The 24,885-nt window shown below is 33.8% G+C and carries 25 protein-coding genes and 1 other RNA gene; 11 read left to right on the top strand and 15 right to left on the bottom strand.

The features are described from left to right. Both ACN0QX_RS06980 and ACN0QX_RS06975 read right to left on the bottom strand, forming a co-directional pair. A complete protein-coding gene (locus tag ACN0QX_RS06980) occupies positions 1-891 on the bottom strand; it encodes a 3-hydroxyacyl-CoA dehydrogenase family protein (RefSeq protein WP_417196008.1) in 891 nt (296 codons plus the stop codon). Positions 892-1,034: 143 nt separating this feature from the next. Further along, entirely contained in the window at positions 1,035-1,994 is a 960-nt protein-coding gene (locus tag ACN0QX_RS06975; protein ID WP_417196007.1) for a Gfo/Idh/MocA family protein, read from the bottom strand. Positions 1,995-2,148: 154 nt separating this feature from the next. Here ACN0QX_RS06975 and ACN0QX_RS06970 point away from each other — a divergent pair, with 154 nt between their 5' ends. Beyond that, positions 2,149-2,790 carry a protein-L-isoaspartate(D-aspartate) O-methyltransferase gene (locus ACN0QX_RS06970; RefSeq protein ID WP_248398806.1) on the top strand — a complete coding sequence of 214 codons (642 nt, stop codon included), beginning with the start codon at positions 2,149-2,151 and terminating at the stop codon, positions 2,788-2,790. On the opposite strand, the gene ACN0QX_RS06965 is transcribed toward ACN0QX_RS06970, so the two are convergent. The 3 genes from ACN0QX_RS06965 to smpB are packed head-to-tail and all read right to left on the bottom strand — an operon-like array spanning position 2,787 to position 4,319. Then, entirely contained in the window at positions 2,787-3,305 is a 519-nt protein-coding gene (locus ACN0QX_RS06965) for a DUF1648 domain-containing protein (protein ID WP_417196006.1), read from the bottom strand. The two genes, ACN0QX_RS06970 and ACN0QX_RS06965, sit on opposite strands and share 4 nt — an antisense overlap. Positions 3,306-3,329: 24 nt before the next feature. Further along, on the bottom strand, positions 3,330-3,854 hold the full coding sequence (locus ACN0QX_RS06960) for a hypothetical protein (RefSeq protein ID WP_417196005.1): 525 nt from the start codon (positions 3,852-3,854) through the stop codon (positions 3,330-3,332). 9 nt (positions 3,855-3,863) lie between these two features. Then, positions 3,864-4,319 carry an SsrA-binding protein SmpB gene (gene smpB / locus ACN0QX_RS06955; protein WP_248398814.1) on the bottom strand — a complete coding sequence of 152 codons (456 nt, stop codon included), beginning with the start codon at positions 4,317-4,319 and terminating at the stop codon, positions 3,864-3,866. Positions 4,320-4,411: 92 nt separating this feature from the next. Here smpB and ACN0QX_RS06950 point away from each other — a divergent pair, with 92 nt between their 5' ends. After that, positions 4,412-5,173: a DUF6503 family protein gene (locus ACN0QX_RS06950; protein WP_417196004.1), complete on the top strand. Its 762-nt coding sequence runs from the start codon at positions 4,412-4,414 to the stop codon at positions 5,171-5,173. On the opposite strand, the gene ACN0QX_RS06945 is transcribed toward ACN0QX_RS06950, so the two are convergent. The 3 genes from ACN0QX_RS06945 to deoC are packed head-to-tail and all read right to left on the bottom strand — an operon-like array spanning position 5,139 to position 7,046. Then, complete coding sequence (locus ACN0QX_RS06945) at positions 5,139-5,642, bottom strand: SixA phosphatase family protein (protein WP_417196003.1); 504 nt, start codon at positions 5,640-5,642, stop codon at positions 5,139-5,141. The genes ACN0QX_RS06950 and ACN0QX_RS06945 overlap by 35 nt on opposite strands. A gap of 32 nt (positions 5,643-5,674) precedes the next feature. Further along, positions 5,675-6,373: a purine-nucleoside phosphorylase gene (deoD, locus tag ACN0QX_RS06940; RefSeq protein ID WP_248398823.1), complete on the bottom strand. Its 699-nt coding sequence runs from the start codon at positions 6,371-6,373 to the stop codon at positions 5,675-5,677. A 19-nt stretch (positions 6,374-6,392) separates the two neighbouring features. Further along, positions 6,393-7,046, bottom strand: a complete 654-nt coding sequence (gene deoC / locus ACN0QX_RS06935; protein ID WP_248398826.1) for a deoxyribose-phosphate aldolase — start codon at positions 7,044-7,046, stop codon at positions 6,393-6,395. A gap of 244 nt (positions 7,047-7,290) precedes the next feature. Between deoC and ACN0QX_RS06930 the strand changes: the two genes are divergently transcribed. Beyond that, on the top strand, positions 7,291-7,920 hold the full coding sequence (locus ACN0QX_RS06930; protein ID WP_417196002.1) for an OmpW/AlkL family protein: 630 nt from the start codon (positions 7,291-7,293) through the stop codon (positions 7,918-7,920). 56 nt (positions 7,921-7,976) lie between these two features. On the opposite strand, the gene ACN0QX_RS06925 is transcribed toward ACN0QX_RS06930, so the two are convergent. Both ACN0QX_RS06925 and clpB read right to left on the bottom strand, forming a co-directional pair. Further along, on the bottom strand, positions 7,977-8,363 hold the full coding sequence (locus ACN0QX_RS06925; RefSeq protein WP_248398831.1) for a hypothetical protein: 387 nt from the start codon (positions 8,361-8,363) through the stop codon (positions 7,977-7,979). A gap of 235 nt (positions 8,364-8,598) precedes the next feature. After that, entirely contained in the window at positions 8,599-11,208 is a 2,610-nt protein-coding gene (gene clpB, locus ACN0QX_RS06920; protein ID WP_417196001.1) for an ATP-dependent chaperone ClpB, read from the bottom strand. Positions 11,209-11,420: 212 nt separating this feature from the next. On the opposite strand from clpB, the gene ytxJ reads away from it, so the two are divergent. The 5 genes from ytxJ to ACN0QX_RS06895 all read left to right on the top strand — a co-directional run bounded on the left by ytxJ (position 11,421) and on the right by ACN0QX_RS06895 (position 17,601). Next, the gene (ytxJ, locus tag ACN0QX_RS06915; RefSeq protein ID WP_417196000.1) at positions 11,421-11,807 is read left to right on the top strand and encodes a bacillithiol system redox-active protein YtxJ; all 387 of its coding nucleotides are present in this window, start codon (positions 11,421-11,423) and stop codon (positions 11,805-11,807) included. Positions 11,808-11,895: 88 nt separating this feature from the next. Next, complete coding sequence (locus ACN0QX_RS06910) at positions 11,896-13,623, top strand: amidohydrolase (RefSeq protein ID WP_417195999.1); 1,728 nt, start codon at positions 11,896-11,898, stop codon at positions 13,621-13,623. A gap of 189 nt (positions 13,624-13,812) precedes the next feature. After that, on the top strand, positions 13,813-15,006 hold the full coding sequence (locus tag ACN0QX_RS06905; protein ID WP_417195998.1) for a hypothetical protein: 1,194 nt from the start codon (positions 13,813-13,815) through the stop codon (positions 15,004-15,006). A gap of 4 nt (positions 15,007-15,010) precedes the next feature. Beyond that, positions 15,011-16,453: a hypothetical protein gene (locus tag ACN0QX_RS06900; RefSeq protein ID WP_417195997.1), complete on the top strand. Its 1,443-nt coding sequence runs from the start codon at positions 15,011-15,013 to the stop codon at positions 16,451-16,453. A gap of 173 nt (positions 16,454-16,626) precedes the next feature. Next, a complete protein-coding gene (locus tag ACN0QX_RS06895) occupies positions 16,627-17,601 on the top strand; it encodes a bile acid:sodium symporter family protein (protein WP_417195996.1) in 975 nt (324 codons plus the stop codon). A gap of 98 nt (positions 17,602-17,699) precedes the next feature. Here ACN0QX_RS06895 and fahA read toward each other — a convergent pair whose 3' ends face one another. Further along, positions 17,700-18,992, bottom strand: coding sequence for a fumarylacetoacetase (fahA, locus tag ACN0QX_RS06890; protein WP_417195995.1), 1,293 nt, complete (start codon positions 18,990-18,992; stop codon positions 17,700-17,702). 199 nt (positions 18,993-19,191) lie between these two features. On the opposite strand from fahA, the gene glyA reads away from it, so the two are divergent. Beyond that, the gene (gene glyA / locus ACN0QX_RS06885) at positions 19,192-20,463 is read left to right on the top strand and encodes a serine hydroxymethyltransferase (protein WP_417195994.1); all 1,272 of its coding nucleotides are present in this window, start codon (positions 19,192-19,194) and stop codon (positions 20,461-20,463) included. Between the two features lie 93 nt (positions 20,464-20,556). On the opposite strand, the gene ACN0QX_RS06880 is transcribed toward glyA, so the two are convergent. From ACN0QX_RS06880 to ACN0QX_RS06865, 4 genes are all read right to left on the bottom strand, one after another. Further along, entirely contained in the window at positions 20,557-22,104 is a 1,548-nt protein-coding gene (locus ACN0QX_RS06880; protein WP_417195993.1) for a hypothetical protein, read from the bottom strand. Between the two features lie 67 nt (positions 22,105-22,171). Continuing rightward, complete coding sequence (locus ACN0QX_RS06875) at positions 22,172-22,345, bottom strand: hypothetical protein (RefSeq protein ID WP_417196040.1); 174 nt, start codon at positions 22,343-22,345, stop codon at positions 22,172-22,174. A gap of 8 nt (positions 22,346-22,353) precedes the next feature. Then, positions 22,354-22,608 (bottom strand): acyl-CoA thioesterase, encoded by a 255-nt coding sequence (locus ACN0QX_RS06870; protein ID WP_417195992.1) that lies wholly within the window; start codon positions 22,606-22,608, stop codon positions 22,354-22,356. A gap of 30 nt (positions 22,609-22,638) precedes the next feature. Beyond that, entirely contained in the window at positions 22,639-23,673 is a 1,035-nt protein-coding gene (locus ACN0QX_RS06865; protein WP_417195991.1) for a glutaminyl-peptide cyclotransferase, read from the bottom strand. Between the two features lie 88 nt (positions 23,674-23,761). Between ACN0QX_RS06865 and ffs the strand changes: the two genes are divergently transcribed. Beyond that, an RNA gene (ffs, locus tag ACN0QX_RS06860) (signal recognition particle sRNA small type) lies at positions 23,762-23,860 on the top strand. A gap of 145 nt (positions 23,861-24,005) precedes the next feature. Further along, entirely contained in the window at positions 24,006-24,809 is an 804-nt protein-coding gene (locus ACN0QX_RS06855; protein WP_417195990.1) for an SDR family oxidoreductase, read from the top strand. Positions 24,810-24,885 lie beyond the last annotated feature (76 nt).

Genomic DNA, 24,885 nt, shown 5'->3' with positions numbered 1-24,885 from the left:
TTATTTTAGAAACTGCTTCGCCACATGTTCGGCCTTACGACTTTCTGAATAATCATAAAAACCTTCACCAGATTTAACACCTAGTTTCCCAGCTCTAACCATATTTACTAACAATGGACATGGCGCATATTTTGGGTTTTTGAAACCGTCATACATCACATTTAGAATAGATAAACAAACATCTAATCCAATAAAATCTGCTAGTTGTAATGGACCCATTGGATGCGCCATACCTAATTTCATAACCGTATCAATTTCTTCAACACCAGCAACGCCATTGTATAACGTTTCAATAGATTCATTTAGCATAGGCATTAATATTCGGTTAGCCACAAAACCAGGATAATCATTTACTTCCGTTGGGGTTTTTCCTAATTTTCTAGATAGCTCCATTATGGTGTTTGTTACAGCATCACTCGTGTTATAGCCACGAATAATTTCTACTAACTTCATAATAGGCACAGGATTCATAAAGTGCATACCAATTACTTGGCTCGGTCTGTTGGTAACTGCTGCTATTTGTGTAATAGAAATAGACGATGTGTTGGTTGCCAAAATCGTATCTTCAGAACAAGCCTCATCCAATTGCTTGAAAATTTTAAGCTTCAAATCAATATTTTCTGTTGCTGCTTCCACCACTAAACTCGCATATTCAACACCTTCTACAACATCTGTATAAGTGGTAATATTATCTAGTGTTTCTTGCTTTTGCGCTTCTGTAATTTTTTCTTTAGAAACCATACGATCTAAATTTTTAGAAATGGTATCCATGCCTCTTTTTAATGAGGCTTCACTAATATCAATTAATTGAACTTTAAAACCGCTTTGGGCAAAGGTATGTGCAATACCATTTCCCATGGTTCCGGCTCCTATTACTGCAATGTTTTTCATAAAAAAATCTTTTTATTCCTATTAAAAAAAGGAATGCTGTTAATGTTATCTTGTTTAGCTTTCAACTAATCTCGTACGGAGATGTTTGTTTTTTAAAACTTTTTGGTTTGTGTTATTATTCACTTCTTTCCGGTTGGAACATATTAAAACTGCTCTATAATCATGGTTGCTACACGTAAAGCTTCTGTGCCATCATGAAGTGTAACAATGGGTTTAGTATTGTTTTTAATAGCATCAGCAAAAGTTTCCAATTCGTCTAAAATGGCGTTATTAGTGGTTACCTCTGGATTATCAAAGTAGATTTGTTTTTTAACACCTTCCGCATTCTGTAATACCATATCAAAATCGCCTGGAATTTCTGGTGCATCTTTCATTTTTACGACTTCACATTTCTTCTCTAGAAAATCGACAGAAATGTAAGCATCACGTTGAAAGAAACGTGTTTTACGCATGTTTTTTAAAGAAATACGACTGGCTGTTAAATTGGCAACGCAGCTATTTTCAAACTCAATACGAGCGTTGGCAATATCTGGTGTGTCACTGATAACCGAAACACCACTTGCTGAAACACTTTTAACTTTAGATTTTACGACACTTAAAATAATATCAATATCATGAATCATTAAATCTAAAACAACAGGAACATCTGTGCCACGCGGATTGAATTCGGCTAAGCGGTGCGCTTCAATAAACATGGGGTTTTCAATTTTATCTTTAACCGCTATAAAAGCGGGATTAAAACGCTCCACATGTCCAACTTGTCCACGAATATTGTGCTGGGCAAGAAGTTCGCGAATTTCTTCAGCTTCTTCAACCGTATTAGTAATGGGTTTTTCAATAAAAATATGCTTGCCTTTGGCAATAGCTTTTTTGGCACAATCGTAATGTGAAAGGGTAGGAGTTACAATATCTACCATATCAACAGCGGCTATAAGCGCTTCAATAGTGTTGAAATACTTGTATCCAAATTCAGCTTCTACTTTCTTTGCATTTTCTTCATCTGCATCGTAAAATCCAACTAATTCATATTTATCAGATTGGTTTAATAACCGTAAATGAATTTTACCTAAATGGCCTGCGCCTAAAACACCAGCTTTTATCATTTTTTATCGTTTTGAACAAAAATAAGGTTTTCGCTATTTATTTCTGTGAAAATAGACATAAAATATCCGATTCTAAAATGTGGATAATTTAGACGGATTTTAATTTTAACCCATGAAATGTTTGTGTAATTTTAGACTTTAAAAAAAAGATATTTTGAAGGATACATTTAAGCATAAAGGCATGCGCCAACAGCTAGTTCAGGTTGTTAAAGATAAAGGAATTACAAATACTGATGTGCTAAATGCTATTGGTAAAATTCCACGTCATTTGTTTATGGATTCTGGTTTTTTAGATCATGCTTATCAAGATAAAGCATTTCCTATTGCGGCGGACCAAACTATTTCGCAACCGTATACCGTGGCGTTTCAAACGGAATTACTACAAATAGAAAAAGGCGATAAAATTTTAGAAATAGGTACAGGAAGTGGTTATCAGACGGCTGTTTTATGTGAACTTGGTGCGCAAGTTTATAGCATTGAAAGGCAGCATGAATTGTTTAAAAAAACAAGTAAATTTTTACCGAAATTAGGATATCGTGCTAAAAAATTAATTTTCGGTGATGGTTATATTGGTTTAAAGGAAGAAGCACCTTTTAAAGGTATTATTGTTACGGCTGGTGCGCCGTTTGTTCCAAATCCATTATTGAGTCAATTGGCAGTTGGTGGACGATTGGTTATTCCTGTTGGGGATGATGTTCAAACCATGACCTTATTTATTAGAAAAGGTATCAAGGAATTCGAAAAGCATGAATACGGCGAATTTAGATTTGTTCCTTTATTAGAAGATAAAAACTAGGTCTTTTTCTTTATTAAACTGACAACAACATATATTATTGGACCAATAGTCATTAGGATTACAATTCCCATTAATAGATAATTGGAAAAGTTACTTATAGAATCTGTTTTGTGTAAGCTGACTTGAACGATTTCAAAAGAAATGATTGCAAATAAAAAAGCAATACAGACATTTAAAAAACGAATTAATCGTGTAGCTTCTACATATAATTTCTGGGCATTTTGGGTGGTTATTTTCTGTGCATAATTAAAAATATGCGGAAATTTATTCAAATAAAAAAGCCCATAAACGGTTGCAAAGCCTATTAAATTAAGAAACCAAATACTGCTTTTATCACCATAACGAGTTATTTTTCCCGAGTGGTTAAAATGCATAGGAACTTGTTCTGGTAATTGGCTATAATTTAAAATGATATATAACAGGGCTAAAAGAAGAATTCCAAACGAAAAAACGTCTAGAAAAACATCTAATGTCGATTTTTCTAAAGTTATTCTTGGTCTATTCTCATAAAACATATTCTGATAGCTAATGTGATATAATTAATCTGGTAAATAATCTCGAGGAATTGGTTTGGTTCGGGTTTCCTGCATCCAATAAACGTTAACAATCCACCAACGTAATCCATCATTTAATAACTGAATACTCTTAATTCCACGAAGTGCCGGATAAGGATCGGTAGGACTATGGTAGGCTTCAAAAGTGCTAAAAACATGAGCTATATTACCAAAAACTTCCATTTTCCGGTTAATTTCTTTTTCAAAATAGCCATTTTCTTTTAGCCACTCTTCCGAGCTTTTTTTATACTCATCAGGTGTCATAAATTTCGCTAAATGATTCCCGTCTAAACTAGGGCCTGTGGGGATAATTTTTGCACCTGGATAAAACAAGTACTTGAAATCTGCCCAATTGCGGTCGTATCCTTTTTTACCAGAATTAACATGGTATAGTTCATTAATAATAGCATCAATACTACCAACTTTTCTAGAGCTTGGGTCTAGCAGTATTTGTGCCTGAATTTGGGAAATAGTCATTAAAAAGACCATGATTACTAGGGTTCTCTTCATGTGTATACTTTAAAAGCTTTTCTTAATACGATCTAAACGGACTTTATTATCCCGATCTTTAATGGTTTCACGTTTGTCGAATAATTTTTTACCTCTAGCTAAAGCAATAACAAGTTTTGCATAGCCTTTGTCATTAATAAATAAGCGCAATGGAATAATGGTTAAACCCGTATTTCTAACCTCTTTTTCCAGTTTTTTTAATTCGCGTTTGTTTAGTAATAATTTACGTTCTGCTTTTGGTCTGTGGTTATAATATGTGCCGTACATATATTCTTCAACGGTCATATTAATAACAAATAATTCACCCTGTTCATTAAACTCGCAAAAACTTTCAGCTATGGACGCCTTACTAGCTCTAATAGATTTTATTTCCGTCCCAGTTAATACTATACCAGCGGTGTATTTATCTAAAATTTCATATTGAAATTTAGCCTTTTTATTCTTTATGTTAATGGTGTTCTGCATAGAATTCAAAGGTAAATAAATTATGATTGCTTTTCGAATTTATGCTGTAAGTATTCATTAGATTTACGACAGAAATTAGAAATATAGTAAACATGAAACATATAGCCTTTGTATTAATCGTTTTATTTATTGCTAGTTGTGAGTCTTCTAAAAAAGAACTGACCGCTAACGACATTGTAAACAAAGCCATAAAAGTTGCTGGTGGTAATAAGTTGGACAAATCGTCATATTCCTTTCAGTTTAGAGATATACAATATCATGCAAAACGTGATAATGGCCACTATACTTTGATTAGGGAGTTTCAAAAAGATTCGGTTGGGTTTGTTCAAGACTATATTGATAATAATGGATTTGAGCGCTATATTGATGAGGAGCAAGTTGTATTAGCGGATACTACTGCAGCAAAATTAAGTGCTTCTGTAAATTCAGTGCATTATTTTGCCATACTACCTCATGGTTTAAATGATGCTGCTGTAAATAAGCAGTTAATAGGGAAGGTTGCAATAAAAGATGTGCCATATTATAAAGTTAAAGTTACTTTTGATGAAGAAGGCGGAGGTGAAGATTTTGAAGATGAATTCATATACTGGGTTCAAACAGAAACTTTTAAAGTAGATTATTTGGCCTATTCTTATGAGGAAGCGGATGGTGTTGGATTCCGTTTTCGTGAAGCTTTTAACGAACGCTATGTTGGGGGTTTACGTTTTGTAGACTACAATAATTATAAACCAGAAACCGAAGGTGTTGCAGTAGAAAATTTAGATGATTTGTTTGAAAAAGAACAATTAAAATTACTTTCTAAAATAGAATTGGAGAATATTATTGAGGGTTCACCACTAGAAGTAAATCCGTAATCATAGTATCTGTAAAGGTTAGGATGTACAAATTCCCATTATTACTGTCATCAATATCTTGGTAACTTTCCGTTCCTAAAAATTTATTTACAAATTTGGGTGTGGTATCACTATGTCCAACAATTAGCACGTTATTACCTCTGTTTTCGCTTAACAATTTATCAGTATCTAAAATGTTGGCATTATAAATCTGAATCTTTAGGTTGTTGTTTTTGGCTGTTGGTGAAGCGGTTTCAACAGTACGTTTATAGTCAGTTGAATATATGGCCTCAAATTTCACGTTTTTAAGAACTTCAGACCAATATATGGCTCTCTGATTTCCGGTGGCGGTTAAATGCGGGTCTTTATTGTTCGGATTACTTCGGTCTTTTTCGGCGTGACGTATAAAGTAAAGTGTTGTTAATGTGGTATCGTCAGATTTTTCCGCACAACTTGATAATGATAAAAATCCAATAAGAACAAGTGCCATTAAAAACCTCATATGCATTATGATGTATGTGTTTAAGCTAAATCTAAAGCAATAGCAATCATATCTTTAAATGTGGTTTCACGCTCTTGACTTGTCGTGCGTTCTCCAGTAACTAAAGAATCTGAAATGGTTAAAATAGTCAAAGCATTAACATTGTGTTTAGCCGCAATGGTATAAAGTCCAGCAGTTTCCATTTCTACACAAAGCACACCAAATTTAGACCACTTTTTATAAGACTCAAAATTGTCTGCATAAAACTCATCTGAAGTAAAAACGTTTCCCGCTTTAATAGGAATATTTTTACTTTTAGCTATGTCTACTGCTTTTTGGAATAAATTATAATCGGCTGTAGGCGCGTAATCGGCGCCACCAAAACGCAATTCATTAACACCAGAATTTGATGATGCTGCCATAGCTAAAACAATGTCTCTAACTTTTACATGTTCTTGATAGGATCCAGCACTACCAACGCGAATTAAGTTTTTTACACCAAATTCATTAATAAGCTCATGGGCATAAATAGAAATACTTGGAACACCCATTCCGGTTCCCATAACAGATATAGGTTTCCCATTAAAAGTCCCAGTGTATCCAAACATATTGCGGACCTTATTGAAACATTTTGGATTGTCTAAAAACGTTTCGGCTATCCATTTGGCTCGAAGTGGATCGCCAGGTAAAAGAATGGTTTCAGCAATTTCTCCTTTTTTGGCTTCAATATGTACGCTCATAATTAGATTAAATTTTTTGTTATTCCTTGGCTAGTTCCTCCATAATAGAAACACCTGATGATGCACCTATTCTGTCCACACCAGCCTCAATATATTTTTTAGCAGTTCCTAAATTACGAATACCACCTGATGCTTTTATTTTAGCACCATCTTTTATTGTTTTCCGAATCATTTTTACAGCCGTCAAGGTGGCGCCACCTTTAGAAAACCCTGTTGATGTTTTTATAAAGTCGGCTTTGGCATCCAAGCAAATCTGACAAGCCTTTATGATTTCGTTTTTAGATAATTCACTAATTTCTAATATAACCTTCAGCGTTTTAGAACCAATAGCCACTTTTACATCGCGGATATCTGTATAAACATTAACGTAACTTTTACTTTTAAGCATGCCAATGTTAATGACCATATCAATTTCATCGGCACCATCTTCAATAGCTTTCTTAGCTTCAAAAACTTTGGCTTCGGTTGTCATAGCTCCTAAAGGAAAACCAACCACAGCACAAACTTTAACATTGGATTTTGTTAAAAGCTCTTTAGCTAAAGGTACATAAAAACCATTAACACAAACACTAAAAAAGCGGTACTCTTTGGCTTCATCACAAAGCGTTTTTATTTCCTTTTGTGTGGCAGTAGGTTTAAGAAGGGTGTGATCAATATAATTGTTAATTTCCATAGTCGTAAAAAATAGGTTAAGGTGCTGTAAAAATACGATTAACTGTCTATCTTTTTAACTTTATTGATAAAATTTATCAAATATTTATCAAATTTTAAATGTTTAAAGAAAGTTTAATTTATTTATAAAATTTAGTTCATTGAATCATAGTACATTACTATGTGTAATTTTCACCTATGATTTTTGTCAGTGTTTAAAGCATTTATTGAAATTACTTTTGAGGTATAATTTTAAACTTTATACCATGAAAAAAATAATTTTTAGTACGTTATTAGTGTTTGCCTTTATATTTAATGCGCAAGCGCAAGAGAATCAAACTTCCAATGATGATTACAGTAAGTGGCAAGCGCGTTTTAGGGTAATTGCTGTTATTCCTTCGCCAGGTGATGACATCCCAGGTGCAGATGTGGATATTTCTACAACCTTTGTTCCAGAATTAGATTTTACATACTTCTTTACTAAAAATATAGCTGCTGAATTAATTTTAGCAACTACCAAACACGATGTAGAAGTTGGTAATAATTTAGGAACAACGGATTTAGGTCATGCGTGGTTATTACCTCCAACATTAAATCTACAATACCACTTTTATTTTGGAGATTTTAAACCATATTTAGGTGCTGGTATTAATTATACCATTTTTTACGGGATAGATGAAGGTGATATAGTTGATATGGATTATGAAAACACATTTGGGTTTTCATTTCAAGTAGGTGTTGATTATAATTTAAATGACAAGTGGTTTTTAAACCTAGATGTGAAGCAATTATTAATCTCAACAGATGTTGAAGTGAACACAGGAGCAGGTATTTTACCTGTAGAAGTAGATATTAACCCACTAGTAGTTGGTTTGGGTATTGGTAGGAAATTCTAATTGAATTTTTAAACCATCAGAATTGAAAAAAGCCGCATATAAGCGGCTTTTTTTATTTATGAATTTGTTTCTTCTCTAATGAGACAATGAATCCAATTAATGGCATCACCTAAACAGTTGAATATTTCATAAGGTTTATCATAAAAATTGCGTTCATATTCGGCATTCTTTCGCATAACTTCTGTTTCAGGAATTATAGCCATGGCTATTAGATTAGGGATTTTTTCGGTTTCAACATAGGTCAGCGGGTCCACGGAGTAGGAGTTAACACGATTGGATATGTAGCCAATATTTTTACCTAAAAAATGCTTTTCAATCACTTCCTTCAAGTTTGTATTATGCTCTGGATGAATTTCCATACCTTCACCTATTTGACAAATTAGAAAATCGTCGAAAACAAAAATTTCTGCACCTGGTAAATCGTAATAATGAAACATGCCCATATCGTTTGTTTTAATTTTTTATCAAAGATAAATTTACGCTAATTTATGTTTAAATCCGTAATTGTTTATACTAGTAAAATAAGCAAATATTATTGAAAGCCAAAATGTTATGTTCTTATACAAAAAAAAAGCAACGTGCATCCTGTATGGGATTTACGTTGCTTTTTAAAACTAACTAACCAACTTATTACTGAAAACGTCCTTTCGAACTTTTTATTTTCGTTTTAAGGAAACTTTAATACTCTTCAGATACTAAATCACCTTGATTTCTAAATACTAATTTATCATCAAAAGCATCTAGTAGAATAATACTGTCTGTTGAAACCGATCCAGATAGAATTTCTTTACTTAATTCATTTAAAACTTCTTTCTGAATGACACGTTTAACAGGTCGTGCACCATATTCTGGATTGTAGCCTTTTTTTGCTAAATAAGCAATGGCTTCTGGTGTGGCATCAAACGTAATGCCTTGTTTTCCTATCATTTTGGTGATTCCTTTTAATTGTAATCCTACAATTTCTGTAATGTTTTCCTCTGTTAAAGGCGTAAACATAATGGTATCATCAATACGGTTTAAAAATTCGGGTCTCACGCTTTGCTTTAACAATCCTAGCACTTCTATTTTAGCCAGTTCCATGGCTGCATCTACATCTTTTGTGGCTTCAAATTTCTCTTGAATTATCTGACTTCCCATATTAGAGGTCATAATGATAATCGTGTTTTTAAAATCTGCTAGACGTCCTTTGTTATCCGTTAAATGACCTTCATCTAATACTTGCAATAAAATATTGAAAGTATCTGGATGCGCCTTTTCAATTTCATCTAATAAAACAACGGAATACGGCTTACGTCTTACAGCTTCTGTTAACTGACCACCTTCATCATAACCAACATACCCTGGAGGTGCGCCAACCAATCGGCTTACCGCATGACGTTCTTGGTATTCACTCATATCTATTCTAGTCATAGCAGCTTCATCATCAAATAAATATTCTGCCAAGGCTTTTGCTAATTCCGTTTTACCAACACCTGTTGTTCCTAAAAATAGGAAGGTGCCAATTGGTTTCTGTGGATTTTGTAAACCAGCTCTAGAGCGTCGTACAGCATCACTAACGGCAACAATAGCTTCTTCTTGACCAACCACACGTTTGTGCAATTCGTTTTCTAATTTTAATAGCTTTTCCCGTTCACTCTGTAACATTTTGGTTACTGGAATGCCCGTCCATTTAGCTACCACTTCTGCAATATCATCATAAGTGACTTCTTCTTTTATTAAAGAACTGTCACTTTGATTGGCTTGCAACTCCTTTTGAAGGGTTTCCAAACGTTCTTGTGCTTCTTTTATTTTTCCATAGCGAATTTCAGCTACCTTACCATAGTCGCCATCACGCTCCGCACGTTCTGCTTCTAGTTTAAATTCTTCAATATCGGATTTTGCGGCTTGGATATTATCTACGACTTCTTTTTCGCTTTTCCATTTAGCATTTAGTTCGTTGCGTTCTTCTTTTAAATTTGCTAAATCAGCACGTAACGTTTTTAATTTCGTTTCATCTTTTTCACGCTTAATGGCTTCAATTTCAATTTCCAACTGCATTACCTTTCTGTCCAAAACATCTAATTCTTCTGGTTTGGAATTGATTTCCATTCGTAATTTAGATGCAGCCTCATCCATTAAATCAATAGCCTTATCTGGTAAAAAACGGTTGGTAATGTATCGTTCAGATAATTCAACTGCACCAATGATAGCTTCGTCTTTTATACGCACTTTGTGGTGTGTTTCATACTTTTCTTTAATACCACGAAGGATAGAAATAGCACTTTCCGTATCGGGCTCATCCACCATTACCTTCTGGAATCGACGTTCCAGTGCTTTATCTTTTTCAAAATATTTTTGATACTCGTCCAAAGTTGTGGCTCCAATAGCACGCAGTTCGCCTCGCGCTAATGCTGGCTTTAAAATATTAGCAGCATCCATAGCGCCTTGACCACCACCTGCACCAACAAGGGTGTGGATTTCATCAATAAAGAGAACAATATCGCCTTCACTCGTTGTTACTTCTTTGATAACGGCTTTTAAGCGTTCTTCAAATTCACCTTTATATTTAGCGCCTGCAATTAAGGCACCCATATCTAAAGCAAAAATTTGTTTGTCTACTAAATTTTCAGGAATATCACCATCTACAATTCTATGTGCTAAACCTTCCGCGATTGCCGTTTTTCCAGTTCCTGGTTCTCCTACTAAAATCGGGTTGTTTTTGGTTCTTCGAGATAAAATTTGAAGAATACGTCGTATTTCTTCATCACGACCAATAACGGGATCTAATTTGCCTTCTTTGGCTAATTGGTTCAAGTTTTTGGCGTATTTATTCAAAGAATTATATGTGTCTTCTTGACTTTGCGATGTTACACGATCTCCTTGACGTAACTCTTCAATAGCCGCTTTTAAATGGTTTTCCGTAACGCCTTGATCTTTTAGCATTTGAGCAACTTTACTGGACGATTTGAAAATAGCCAAAATTAAATGCTCGATAGAAACATATTCATCGGTCATTTTTTTAGCAATTATTGACGCCTCATTTAAGGTTTTTCCTGCTTCGCGTGAAAGCATAATCTCACCACCAGATACTTTAGCAAAGCTTTCTAATTGCTTATCTAAAGCCTGTTCTAAAATTGAAATATTTACATTCAATTTTTTTAATAGAAACGGTAAAACATTTTCATCAATATTGAAAAGCGCTTTAAAAATGTGTTCGTTTTCTATTTGTTGATGTCCAAAGCCCTGTGCAAGCTGTTGAGCTTGCTGTATAGCTTCCTGTGATTTTATGGTATAATTATTTAAATTCATAATAGTATATAATCCGTGTTAAAGGATGTGTTTTTTATGTTTTGTTATTACTAATTGTTGTGCTTGATACCTATAAGTCAATAATCTTACCACTCTATTTTTAGCGACAAAATGTCGCTTAAAGCTCGTGATGGCGTGACGTTTAGTCAGTCTGTAAGATTTGTATAGTTGTTTCGACTTACCTTTAAGATACAAATTTTAGAAATAAAAATATGGGTTTTATAAATAAATTATTTGGCGGTTCTGGTGAGCCCAAGGAGGAAAAATTGTTGCCGTGGAAGGCTTTAAATGCAGTTGACCAATTAGATGAAATTGCTAAAAAATCGAACACCAAAACGCAAATGATATTTAAACATTCTACACGTTGTGGTATTAGTAAAATGGTGATGAATCAGTTTGTTGATGCCTTCGATGTGGATTTAAATGCGGATTTATATTATTTAGATTTATTGAATTATCGTGATGTTAGTCATGAAACAGGTTATAAGTTTCAAGTGCTTCATGAGTCACCACAATTGTTAATTATTAGAAATGGAATTGCTGTTGCTCATGCCAGTCATGGTGGAATTAATACATTGGAATTAAATAGATATGTTTAATGTAATTCGTTAGTTTAGTAGGGATTTCAGGATATTTTTTTTGGCTATATTTGTTAGCATATTATATCTAACATTAACCCAAATTTCAATGAAAAAACTACTCTCTATCGTTTTTATTACATTTCTAGTTTTTGCTTGCAAAGATTCAGAATCTTCAAAAGCTGTTACTGAAAACAATTCTAAATCGGTTTCTACGGTCTATTACAATGGTGATATTATTACCATGTCTGGCGAAACGGCTGAATATGTCCAAGCTCTAGTTGTAACGGACGGAAAAATTAGTTTCGTCGGTAATTCAGATGAAGCTATGAAAATTGCTGGTTCCGGTCACATTATGATAGATCTAGAAGGTAAAACCTTATTGCCAGGATTTATAGACCCACACAGTCATTTTATTAACGCCTTATCCATGAGTAACCAAGCTAATTGCTCACCATCTCCTGTTGGAAATGCCAATGATGTTGCTGGTATTGTTGAGGCTTTAAAAAATATTCAAACAGAAAAAAGTATTCCTGAAGGCGAACTTATTATGGGGTATGGCTATGATGATACGGTTATGCCTGAAGGTAAATTACTAAACCGAGACGATTTAGATGCGGCTTTTCCAAATAATCCAGTTTTGGTTATGCATGTCTCTTTACATGGCGCCGTAATTAATTCCAAAGCTATAGAGAAATTTGGTATTTCTGATAAAACGGAAACGCCTCCAGGAGGAATTATTGTTAGAAAACCAGGAACAAATGAACCATACGGACTAATTATGGAAACGGCATTTCTTCCTATTTTTGAAAGGTTACCACAACCGTCAGAAGCCGAATTAGCCCAACAAATAAAGGATGGACAAATGATTTATGCTGAAGCTGGCGTAACAACGGCTCAAGAAGGTTTGTCTCACGTATCTGATGTGATTATTCTGAAAAAAGCTGCTGAAAATAACGCTTTGTTTATTGACGTTGTTTCATATCCGTTTATAACAGAATTAGATAGTGTTATAAGTACATATGGCGTTGAAGCTTTTGGAAATTACAACAATAAATTTAAATTGGGTGGTATTAAAATCACCATTGATGGATCTCCTCAAGGACGTACCGCTTTATTTACAACACCTTATTTAACAGGTGGCCCTAGTGGTGAAACGGATTGGTTGGGTGAGTCTACTTTTTCCCAAGATGAGGTGAATATTATGTTGAAAAAGGTATATGATAATGGCTTGCAATCTACTTTTCATGCAAATGGAGATGGTGCCATTGATATGTGTATCAAAGCACACGAATTTGCCAGTAACGGAAATCCTACTAAAGAAAGACGAACTACTATTATTCATTCACAATTTGTTAGGGCAGATCAACTTGATAAATATGTTGAATATAAAATGATACCATCTTTATATACTGAACACACTTTCTTTTTTGCCGATGCACATATTAAAAATCGTGGTTTGGAACAAGCTTCCTTTATCAGCCCAATGAAAACAGCTATTTCTAAAGGTTTGAAACCAACAAATCATACCGATTTTAATGTCGTTCCAATTAATCAGTTGTTTGTTATTTGGTCTGCGGTAAATCGTGTATCTAGAAATGGCGAAGTCATTGGAGCTGATGAACGTGTTTCACCATTTCAAGCTTTACAAGCCATAACAAGTAATGCAGCTTATCAGTATTTTGAGGAAGATAGAAAAGGTATGCTTAAAACAGGTTTGTTAGCCGATTTAGTAATTCTAGATAAAAACCCGCTTAAAATATCTCCAATGGAAATTAAAGATATTTTAGTTTTGGAAACCATTAAAGAAGGGACAACTATTTACAAAAAGGACTAGCTTTAATCTGTTATAACTTATTAAAAAAAACTCTCCATGTAAATATTGAGAGTTTTTTTTGAACTATAATTAGGCAGATTTACAAAACGTTTTCATCTTACTAATTATATGAATTTTGAATTGTCCACATCATTTCATTTATATCACTAAAAAACCCGTATTTTTGCACACTATTTAAAAAGAAAAAGAATGAAAAAGTATTATTTAATAGCATGTCTATTTTTTGTAGGTGTCCAATTGGTTTTGGCTCAAGGAATTACAGGTGAAAAAGTGGAGTTTAATGTGTCGCAATTGCCAGAAGTTTCCATTCCAGCCGATCAGCAATTTTATGCTGTAACCGTTAATTCACCATATAATGTTACAACGGAAGACGTTATTGCACAGTCTAAAACTGATTTTCAAAATGAATTAGAAGCTTATGATCAAAAAGTAATTGATAGTGAAGCAGAATACAAAACAAAATTAGAACAGCACGAAACGGATATTACCCTGGCAAAAGAAAAATTCGAATTAGAATCGAAAGAATTTAGCGAGTTAACTTTATTAGAAAGATTAGCTTTAACGGATCAAGGAAAAAAACCGACATTGGTTTTACCTAATAGACCCACTTATTATAAGCCAGCAGAACCTATTTATAGAGATCCGGACTTAAATGATTACGTTATTGTTGATAATACCATTTTGGCAAGTAAAATTGTAATTAATGGTTTGGAACGTGGTCAGAATATTCTAAATGTTCAAGTAGAAATTGATAAAGTGAATTTTCAAGACAATGCGGGACAATCTTTTGCTAATCAACCAACAAAAATTGTGGTAACATTAAATGGCGAAGAAAATTTCAGAACAGATTTATTTACGGAATTCGAAATGATTTCTAATTACCCAACAAATAATATTAATAAGAATAGGGAAGAGAAGAAGTATTTGGAAAAGGTTATGCGAAAAATTAACCAACTTTTGAATGAGCGTTATGGTTATATCAATCAAAGAAAATCAATGTATTTGGAAGTGGTTAAAAATCGTAAAAATACCTATGACGAATTGGAGAAGGCACACATTTATGTTTTAACGAATTTGAAGAAAATCCAAGAAGATCCAAATTCAAGAATGACTATTTCAGCTATGGAAAACATGCAGAAAGGCATTGATATTTGGAATAATGTATTGACGCTAGTGGATTACAAAGACTCCAAAGCGGATTACAATGCTAAAATAGCACAATACGTTTATTTCAACCTGATAAAACTACATGTTGCCTTAAACAGAAAGGAAGAGGCAGAGCGGTACTTAAACGATTTACAAGAAAATTTAGTGAACATTAAACTATCCTATGATGATGAAAAAACATTGGAACGATTAGAACAAGAAATCTATAATAATTAACCTTATGAAACATACATTAGTAATTTTACTTTTTGCTGTTATTAGTGGATTACAAGCGCAAAACTTTAGTTATGGCGATAAATTTCCGTTTAATCCAGAATCTGAAAAAGAGGCTCAATTTGTTTTAGCTGATAATTATAACACCTATTTATTCAGCCAGATAAATGAACATGGCATGCAAAGTCAGCATGATATTATTTTACGCAAATTCGATCAGAAAAATGCTTTGGTGGATACGTTCAGTTTTGAATTTCCAGGCATGGGAGCAAGCACCTTATATAACTTTTTAGGTATGTATGAACGTAACGAAAATCAAGTAGTTGCGTATACACATGGTTATACTGGTAAGACCGACAAAATGGAAGTTCATGAAATTATTTTCGATAAAACAACGGATGCCTTTACCTCACGTTTAGTTTTTACACATGCTATTGAGTCTAATTCAAAATCTGGCGATTTGTCATTTCGTATTTCCGAAAATGGTCATTTTGCAGCCTTAATTTACACGCCTTATGCCAAACGTAAAGAGCCGAAAAATACAATCGTCCATGTTTATAATACAATAAACGGTGATGAAGTTTGGAGCAACGAAGTGGTTTTTGATGATACAACTGAAAAGCATGTAGCCGTTACCAATTCGGGTAACGTTCTTTTAGTGCGCATTGAAAAAGGTTTTAAAGCGGAAACGAATCAAGTTATTGAAGTGACTTCTGCAGGCATGAAACAATTAGCATTTCCTGAAAAGACGGCTTTATTTGAACCTAAAGTATTTTCAATAGGCAGTCAGGATTATTTTATAGCTTTTTATGAAGATAAATCTTTTGGTGTTAGTGCAGGAAAATTCAATCGCCTTTTAATGTATAGCATTACAGATCAGAAAGTGTTGAATGATAATAAGGTGGAAGCCTTAACCCAATATAAAAGTTTAACGGGTTTTTCACCAGCAGAAATTACAGATGTCAAAATATCGGAACTCATTTTTAAGGACGAGAGCATATATTTAGTTTTAGAATCTATGTATAAAGCCGGTACTGTTGAAAAACCTATGTACGCTGGAAGTTCAGCCACCATAGAGCAAGATTTAATTAAATATGGCGTTGGTTACGTATTACAAATGGATATGGCCGGAAAAGTTATGAATGCTACCACACTTAAAACAAGTGTTGGTATGTTACCCGAAATATCTAATTCATTAGGAATTATTAATGTTCAAGGCGATTTTTATATTAATACCGGTTGGTATTATGGATTGTATAAACCAAGTCAGTTGAATGATTTAGATGATGAATATGGGCGGAAGCTTTTTGGATATTCAACGCTTAGTGATTATGGTGTTTTTGTAAATCAATTAATGCATTATTCACCAGATAGTAGAATTTTAAAATTAGCACGTTATCATCGTGATAATACTATGTCATTAATGGATTTGAGCAATTTCCCCAATTAATGTAATTTGAGAATACCTTATAAGAAACACGGTTTATGACAATAAAATAAGCCGTGTTTTTTCGTTTAATATTCGAGGTATAAATAGTAGAATTTAAATGAGCTGTTAAGACGGAACGAGACTTTGTTTTAAAGGAAATATTTAATTTAGCATTTAGAAGTAACGGAACAACCATGAAATTTAAGATTGATAAATTTGTTTTATTTATCATTGGAACTATTATAATTGCTTATTTTTTTCCGCAATGGGGAACTCAAGATAGTAATGTTCCTATAGATACTATTAGTGTAATAGGAATTGCGCTCATATTCTTTTTCTATGGACTTAAATTAAACCCGTCACAGTTAAAGTCGGGACTTCAAAACTGGAAATTACACCTTTTAGTGCAAGGTGCTACATTTATAATGTTTCCACTTTTAGTTTTGTTATTTCGGCCATGGATTCAAAATGAGGAACAGGAAACTATTTGGTTGGCTTTCTTTTTCTTGGCGGCATTGCCATCAACGGTGTCCTCATCGGTGGTTATGGTATCTATGGCGAAAGGAAATGTACCAGCAGCTATTTTTAATGCTAGTATATCTGGAATTATTGGAATTGTCATTACGCCACTTTGGATGGGGTTATTTATTGTAAATACGCAAACAGATTTTGATTTTACCGATATCTATCTCAAACTTATTGTTCAAATTATAATACCCGTAATTTTAGGTCTTGTTTTACAGCGTTTTTTAGGTGAATTAGCACATAAATACAATAGCAAATTAACGGTATTTGATAAGGCTATAATCTTATTGATAATTTATAAGAGCTTCGCAGAATCGTTTAATAACAATATTTTTAGTGTTGTCTCTTTTTTAGATTTAAGTTTCATTTTTATAGGCGTCTTAATTCTATTTATTGCGGCTTTTACGCTTACGGGATTTATTTCTCGAAAATTAAAACTCAAAAAAAAAGATCAAATTACTGCGCAGTTTTGCGGAACCAAAAAATCATTAGTGCATGGCACTGTTTTTTCTAAAATACTATTTGGGAATATGGCAATATTGGGTATATTATTATTGCCATTAATGTTATTTCATGCCATACAAATTTTAATAATTAGTATAGTAGCTGGTAAGCTTGCAAAAAGCCAGGTTCTTGATGCTTAATTTTAAATCACACAGGATTAGTGCACATAATGGAAAACATAAAAAAAGCCCGCAAAAATCAATGTTTGCGGGCTTTTTCTGTTTTAAAAATGGGTGTTTTACTTATTGCTTTTGGGAGTATAAATAGGTAACAATTCTGTTGAAACTTCACCAAAACCAATTCGTGTACCTTCTTTTTCACAATAACCGCGCATGATTACCGTATCATAATCATTTATAAATTTACGCTCTGTACCATCTTGTAATTTTACCGGTTTTTCACCTCTCCAGCTCAATTCTAACATAGATCCATAAGAATCTGGTGTAGGGCCTGAAATGGTACCACTACCCATCATATCGCCTGAATTTACAGGACAACCGTTAACCGTGTGATGCGCTAATTGTTGCGACATATTCCAATACATATATTTGAAGTTGGATTTGCTAACTACCGTTTCTTTAGCAGTTTTCGGCTTAATGGCAACTTCTAATTTAATGTCGTAACTCTTCTTGCCTTTATATTGTAAATAAGGTAATTGAGGTTTTAAAGGTTTCGGACTTTCTACACGATATGGCTCTAAAGCATCAAGCGTTACAATCCAAGGTGAAATAGACGACGCAAAACTTTTTGCTAAAAATGGTCCTAGTGGTACATATTCCCACTTTTGAATATCACGAGCAGACCAATCATTAAATAAAACCAATCCGAAAATATACTCTTCGGCTTCACTAATAGGAATCGGTTCACCTAAATCGTTAGCATCTGTTGTAATAAATGCCATTTCTAATTCGAAATCTACCAATTTACTTGGACCAAAAATAGGCGTGTCACTACCAGCTGGTAATGTTTGACCTTGAGGTCTGTGTATTGGAATTCCCGAGGGTATAATAGATGAACTTCTACCATGATATCCAACCGGAATATGCAACCAATTAGGCATTAATGCATTTTCAGGATCGCGGAACATGGTGCCCACATTGGTTGCGTGTTCTATACTTGAATAGAAATCGGTATAATCACCAATCTGGACAGGTAATTGCATTTCAATCTCATCCAAACGGAATAAAACCGTTTCTTTATTTTTCTTATTATCTTTTAATTCACTGTTTTCTGCATCAAAAATTTCAGCAATTCGGTTTCTAACCAAACGCCATGTTTTTCTGCCGTCAGCAATAAAATCGTTTAGAGAATCTTGAAGAAAAATGTCATCAGTTAACGGAATACCTTCAAAATATCCTAATTGGTGTAAAGCACCTAAATCTATAGCTGTATCTCCAATTCGTGTGCCAATCGTGATAATATCATCACGGGTAAGAAACACACCAAATGGAATGTTTTGAATTGGGAAATCGGAGTTTTTATCTACGTGTAACCAGGATTTTCTATCTGGATTGTTAGCTGTAAGTGACATAACTAAAGGTGGTTTTGTGTTTGTAAAATTCTAATCAAACCTACATAACTTTTCGTTTTTATACTAATTTATGATGCAAAATATAGCAATACTTTAACCTTTACGAAAAATTATATCTGTCAAGTAAATATATGTTTTTTGATGAATTAAACTAATGTATTTCTTATTTTTGAATTCTATTTAACAATAACCGAAATTTATGCAACGCGACGAACAGATTTTTGAATTAATAGAAGCCGAAAAACAAAGGCAGCTTCATGGTATAGAACTCATTGCATCAGAAAACTTTGTAAGCGACCAAGTTATGGAAGCTGCAGGTTCTGTTTTAACTAATAAATATGCTGAAGGATATCCTGGCAAGCGCTATTATGGTGGTTGCGTAGTGGTAGATGAAGTTGAGCAATTGGCTATAGATCGTGCCAAAACTTTATTTGGTGCGGCATACGTAAATGTACAACCACACTCGGGAAGCCAGGCAAATACAGCCGTTTTCGCAGCCTGCTTAAAACCTGGTGATACTATTTTGGGCTTCGATTTGTCTCATGGAGGTCATTTAACACATGGTTCGCCTGTTAACTTTTCAGGAAAATTATACAATCCTGTTTTTTACGGTGTTAAAAAAGAAACGGGAATTATAGATTACGATCATGTAGCAGAAGTTGCTGAACGTGAAAAACCAAAAATGATTATTTGTGGTGCATCAGCTTATTCTCGTGATATGGATTTTAAACGTTTTCGCGAAATTGCAGATAGCGTTGGTGCTTTATTATTAGGTGATATTTCTCATCCAGCAGGTTTAATTGCTAAGGGTATTTTAAACGATCCTTTACCGCATTGTCATATTGTTACGACTACAACACATAAAACCTTACGTGGTCCTCGAGGCGGGATGATTATGATGGGTCAAGATTTTGATAATCCTTTTGGTTTAAAATTAAAAAATGGCAATTTGCGTAAAATGTCCTCATTGTTAGATTCTGGTGTGTTTCCAGGAAATCAAGGTGGTCCATTAGAGCATATTATTGCTGCTAAAGCTATTGCTTTTGGAGAAGCTTTAACGGAAGACTTTATGCACTATATGTTACAAGTTAAGAAAAATGCAGCTGCCATGGCAAAAGCATTTGTGGATCGCGATTATCATATTATTTCTGGTGGAACCGATAATCATATGATGTTAATTGATTTACGTAATAAAAATATTACAGGAAAAGATGCTGAAAACGCATTGGTAAAAGCTGATATTACCGTAAATAAAAACATGGTGCCTTTTGATGATAAAAGCCCATTTGTAACGTCTGGAATCCGAATTGGTACACCAGCCATTACCACACGTGGTTTAAAAGAAACCGATATGGAAGCTATAGTTGCCTTGGTGGATGAGGTCATTATGAACTATGAGGATGAAGCAAAACTAGAAGCTATTGGAGACAAAGTAAATGCCATGATGAGTCACTTACCACTATTTGTTTAGTGAGCTTTAGCTTACAAAATAAAAAAAACCTGCTTATTGATTTAAGCAGGTTTTTTTATGATTTTTTTACATTTTTAATTGTGTATTTTAAATTTAAAACGCCGTATGCTGATAAGCACCTGCATCAGGTTCAACCGTTCGGTTTTCATTTAAAATATCTTGAGGCACATTGTTTGAAAATGGATTCCCGCCAATATTAATTGCTCCCGAATCTAAGCCAATAATCATCTCATTATTTCTGACGTTTTTAAAATCCGGATCATTATTAAAGCGCATGTTTTCATAACGCAATGTATTATCAAAGTCATAATTATCACCTGAAAAATTATTATTTGGATCTTGGAAACGCACCAAGGAATTGGTGAATTTAAAATTGAACATATTTCCAGGATTCGCAACTTCATCTAAAATGAATTCTGGATTATCGTTACCGTAAATAATACAATTGTTGAAATTAGCTTCTGTTAAATCGAATAATAAAATAGCATCTTCGGTTTCACGGAAATTATTTAGGAGTAGGGAAGGGAACTGTCTGAAACTATTATTCCAGTAATTAGCAATCGTGCAATGTGTAAAATTATAGCTTCCGCCTTCGGTTCCAGCAAATGAGGATTGTCCCGAATTATTAATCACCACATTTTCAGCTAAAATAGAAGTGTTTCTTCCTAAAATCCCGAAATTGCTACTATTATATATTTGTGAATTGGTAATAGTCAACTTTGCATTTGGCTCATTGGCATTACTATCACTTAAAATACCAACACCTGCATTTTTAATAGTTGCATAATTAATAATATTGTTGACACTTCCTTGAAATAACCAGATAGTTCCCCATTGTCCAGGAACATCACTAAACCCTGGTTCTAAACGGTCGCCTTCAAAAATAACTTCGTTTTCTAAAAGGTCTTGGTCCAAACTTAAGGCACCATTTACGTTAAGTGAAGCGCCTTCAGAAACTAATAACCCAGAATTCGCATGAAAATGAACACGTGCTCCCGCATTTATGGTTAGAGTTTCTCCATTAGGAACGGCTGCATAGCCATACACTACGTAAGGTTTTTCGTTGGTGAATGTATATTCGTCAGGCATTAAATAGCGTCCTTGGATATCTGTTTCTAATATTTCGCCTCCTACATTTAAGGTTAGTGTTTCTATAATCCCAGTACTATTATCGCGATTTGGATAAATAAAAACAGCATCTTTTACCAAGGTAACCAAATCCACATCTTGCATGTTAGCTCCGGAATCGAAAACAATTTTATCTGTGTATAAAAACTCGCCTGTATTGGGCAGGTTGTTGATATCAATGGTCGTTTCAATAAAAACAAACATACTATCTTTAGCTAGAATCTCCACATTCTCAAAGGAATTTCCAGACATACCATCAACATTCAGTCGGTATTCAGAATTCATTCCAGAAGCTAGATTAATACTTGGAATACTGATGTCATCACTGCTACGATTGTAAACTTTTAGCGTGTAGGTGCTGGAACCAATATTAGTAAAAACGGTGTCTAAATAAACAGTGTCTTTTGAAAATTCCAAATTTCCAGAGCTTCGAGAAAATTCTAAATCTTTACGACAAGAACTCCAAAGCATTAAAAAGCCCACACAAAAAATAAAGGAAAGAATACGATTCATAACAAGATATCAATTTGTTCAAAAATATAACTTTTGAATTGATGATTTCGTATGAAAGCTATAAAAATTAGAGAAATATATTTTTTATTTCATCGGTTATTCGCGTTGGACGCATGCGGTTACTATCCATAAAACACCACGTGGTTTCCGATTTCGCTAATAGAATGTTATCTTTTAATATTTCAACCACACGTGTGCACGTAACACCTTCCGAGTTCGGAACGTATGTTTTTAGTGTAATCTCATCATTTAAAAACGCCGGTTTTTATAGGTAATATGATGCGACAGCATAATCCATAAATAATTATCCGTTATGGAGTTTGGTGCCTTTGTAAACCAATGCATTTTAGCAACGTCTTCAACCCATTGCACATAGCGTACGTTATTAACGTGATTTAGATTATCAATATCGTCTGTAGTGACTGTAATTTTAGTTTCAAATGTTTGCATAGTATTATGGTGTTTTCCTGGCAAAGCTAATGCATCCATTGTAGCATAAGGCAAACCTGAAACGTTTAATGGACAAGTTTTAAACTACTTTTCAGTTATTTCAACCTCAAAGAGTTTATCCCAATATTTTCCCGTTACAAAAATGGTCTTGGTGTCTGGATTGTAGGCAATTCCATTTAATACATCTAATTTCGGGTGTTTGGTTACCATATTATGAAGTGGTGTAAAATCAATCACACCTTCAACAGCACCATTTTCAGGATTAATAATTGCCACACCATTTTTATTCCAACGGTTTGCATATATTTTGCCATTAACCCATTCTAATTCGTTTAACTCTACTACTTTTCCTTTGCTATGGTAAGCTTGAATGTAACCTTCCTCGGCTAAAGTTTCTGGATTAAGCGTCCAAATTTTTTCGGTGCCATCACTCTTATATAATTTAGAGCCATCGTTACAAATTCCCCAGCCTTCTAAACTTTCACCATATTTAAAACTGCCTGTTTTTTCAAAGGTATTCACGTCGTAAACAAAGCCTGTGCCTTTTTTCCACGTAAGTTGATATATTTTATCATTAAGTATGGTAATACCTTCGCCAAAATATTCGTTTGATAAATTGATGTTTTTTAAAACTTCACCAGTTTTATAGTCTACTTTTCGAAGCTTGGAGCCACCATATTGTCCAGTACCTTCATATAATTCGCCATTATGAAATTCCAACCCTTGTGTGTAGGACGTTTGGTCATGTGGATATTGGTTAATAATTTTATAGGTATAAATTTTTGGTGTTTGGTTGTTTAGAATGGTAATGTTTTTAGAAAGGCTCGTTGATTCTCCATTCAAACTAAAAGATGCAACTAATTCATGAACGCCTAATTTCATATTATTAAGCGCTTGTGAAGATTGGATGTCCTTTCCGTCTAAAGTATAAATTACCGTACCTATTTCATGATTTTTAGGATTAGAAATGGACAGTTTCAGGTCATCACCAAGCGTAAAAGCATCATTTGATACATTGGTTTTGATAGAAATATCCTTTTTTGCTTCATTAATATTGGTGCCGCAAGCTGCTAAAGTGAGGCATAAAATTATGATAGTAAGAGACTTATAAAGCTTCATGAGTTGTTAATTATTTGAAGCAAGATATTTATTAAAATTCAGTTTAAAAAATCATTGTGAAAAATTTAAAAGATTGTATCTTTGCCGCGGGCAAGTCCTACACAACCAGCTCCTGTTGAATCCTCCAGGGCGGGAACGCAGCAAAGGTAGACGGTCGTAGCGGTGTGATGTAGGTAGCTTGCCTTTTTTTTTTGCCTTTACTTTTCCTTTCACAAATACGAAAGGATTTTTTTATAAATAAGATTTGTAGACTGTTAGTTTGCAAATCTTTTTCTTTTTATAGACTTTTTCAATAATACATTCTTAATTTTACAGGATTAATTTTATTATATATGTCTAAAGTTGTTTTAATAACAGGAGGTTCATCTGGAATTGGAAAGTCGGTAGGAGATTATTTAGCGCTCAAAGGGTTTACTGTTTTTGGTACAAGTCGTTCACCAGAAAAGTACACAACTAGTAATTTTCCAATTTTAGGTTTAGATGTAAACAAATCTTATACTATAAGTGATACTGTAAATCGCGTTATTGAAAAAGCAGGTCGACTAGATGTTGTAATTAATAATGCAGGCGTTGGAATTACGGGGCCCATTGAGGAAATTCCCGAAGAAGAAATCCGAAATAATTTTGAGACCAATTTTTTTGGTCCTATATATGTTATCAAAGCCGTTTTGCCACAAATGCGTAAGCAGCAATCCGGTTTAATTATTAACGTCACATCAATTGCGGGTTATATGGGATTGCCATATCGTGGTGTTTATTCCGCTAGTAAAGGTGCTTTAGAACTGATTACAGAAGCATTCCGAATGGAGATAAAGGCTTTTAATATCCAGATGACCAATGTAGCACCAGGCGATTTTGCAACCAATATTGCATCTGGTCGTTATCATGCACCTGTTTTAGAAGATTCACCGTATAAAGGCCCTTATGGTAATACTTTGAGATTAATGGATACGCATGTAGATACAGGAAAAGATCCTTTAGAGATGGCCAAAGCAATACATAAAATAATAAATACGCCCAAACCCAAAGTTCATTATAAAGTAGGGGAGTTTATGCAAAAATTTTCTATTGTTTTAAAGCGAATTTTGCCAGATAAAGTTTATGAAAAACTCCTCATGAATCATTATAAATTGTAATTTTACATTCCTAAATATAGGGAACACACACAACTATATATTAATATGTCTGCAAACGCAGAATAGACAAACTTTT

The sequence above is a fragment of the Bizionia sp. genome, assembly GCF_048259285.1.
GTDB lineage: Bacteria > Bacteroidota > Bacteroidia > Flavobacteriales > Flavobacteriaceae > Algorimicrobium > Algorimicrobium hallyeonense.
The sequence above is the reverse complement of the archived record's forward strand: the minus strand, read 5'-3'. Positions and strand labels throughout refer to the sequence as shown.

Bases quoted from the DNA above. Each gene is read 5' to 3' on its own strand.
- ACN0QX_RS06980 (WP_417196008.1), bottom strand. From the start codon at position 891: ATGAAAAACATTGCAGTAATAGGAGCCGGAACCATGGGAAATGGTATT.
- ACN0QX_RS06975 (WP_417196007.1), bottom strand. From the start codon at position 1,994: ATGATAAAAGCTGGTGTTTTAGGCGCAGGCCATTTAGGTAAAATTCAT.
- ACN0QX_RS06965 (WP_417196006.1), bottom strand. From the start codon at position 3,305: ATGTTTTATGAGAATAGACCAAGAATAACTTTAGAAAAATCGACATTA.
- ACN0QX_RS06960 (WP_417196005.1), bottom strand. From the start codon at position 3,854: ATGAAGAGAACCCTAGTAATCATGGTCTTTTTAATGACTATTTCCCAA.
- smpB (WP_248398814.1), bottom strand. From the start codon at position 4,319: ATGCAGAACACCATTAACATAAAGAATAAAAAGGCTAAATTTCAATAT.
- ACN0QX_RS06950 (WP_417196004.1), top strand. From the start codon at position 4,412: ATGAAACATATAGCCTTTGTATTAATCGTTTTATTTATTGCTAGTTGT.
- ACN0QX_RS06945 (WP_417196003.1), bottom strand. From the start codon at position 5,642: ATGGCACTTGTTCTTATTGGATTTTTATCATTATCAAGTTGTGCGGAA.
- deoD (WP_248398823.1), bottom strand. From the start codon at position 6,373: ATGAGCGTACATATTGAAGCCAAAAAAGGAGAAATTGCTGAAACCATT.
- deoC (WP_248398826.1), bottom strand. From the start codon at position 7,046: ATGGAAATTAACAATTATATTGATCACACCCTTCTTAAACCTACTGCC.
- ACN0QX_RS06930 (WP_417196002.1), top strand. From the start codon at position 7,291: ATGAAAAAAATAATTTTTAGTACGTTATTAGTGTTTGCCTTTATATTT.
- ACN0QX_RS06925 (WP_248398831.1), bottom strand. From the start codon at position 8,363: ATGGGCATGTTTCATTATTACGATTTACCAGGTGCAGAAATTTTTGTT.
- clpB (WP_417196001.1), bottom strand. From the start codon at position 11,208: ATGAATTTAAATAATTATACCATAAAATCACAGGAAGCTATACAGCAA.
- ytxJ (WP_417196000.1), top strand. From the start codon at position 11,421: ATGGGTTTTATAAATAAATTATTTGGCGGTTCTGGTGAGCCCAAGGAG.
- ACN0QX_RS06910 (WP_417195999.1), top strand. From the start codon at position 11,896: ATGAAAAAACTACTCTCTATCGTTTTTATTACATTTCTAGTTTTTGCT.
- ACN0QX_RS06905 (WP_417195998.1), top strand. From the start codon at position 13,813: ATGAAAAAGTATTATTTAATAGCATGTCTATTTTTTGTAGGTGTCCAA.
- ACN0QX_RS06900 (WP_417195997.1), top strand. From the start codon at position 15,011: ATGAAACATACATTAGTAATTTTACTTTTTGCTGTTATTAGTGGATTA.
- ACN0QX_RS06895 (WP_417195996.1), top strand. From the start codon at position 16,627: ATGAAATTTAAGATTGATAAATTTGTTTTATTTATCATTGGAACTATT.
- fahA (WP_417195995.1), bottom strand. From the start codon at position 18,992: ATGTCACTTACAGCTAACAATCCAGATAGAAAATCCTGGTTACACGTA.
- glyA (WP_417195994.1), top strand. From the start codon at position 19,192: ATGCAACGCGACGAACAGATTTTTGAATTAATAGAAGCCGAAAAACAA.
- ACN0QX_RS06880 (WP_417195993.1), bottom strand. From the start codon at position 22,104: ATGAATCGTATTCTTTCCTTTATTTTTTGTGTGGGCTTTTTAATGCTT.
- ACN0QX_RS06865 (WP_417195991.1), bottom strand. From the start codon at position 23,673: ATGAAGCTTTATAAGTCTCTTACTATCATAATTTTATGCCTCACTTTA.
- ACN0QX_RS06855 (WP_417195990.1), top strand. From the start codon at position 24,006: ATGTCTAAAGTTGTTTTAATAACAGGAGGTTCATCTGGAATTGGAAAG.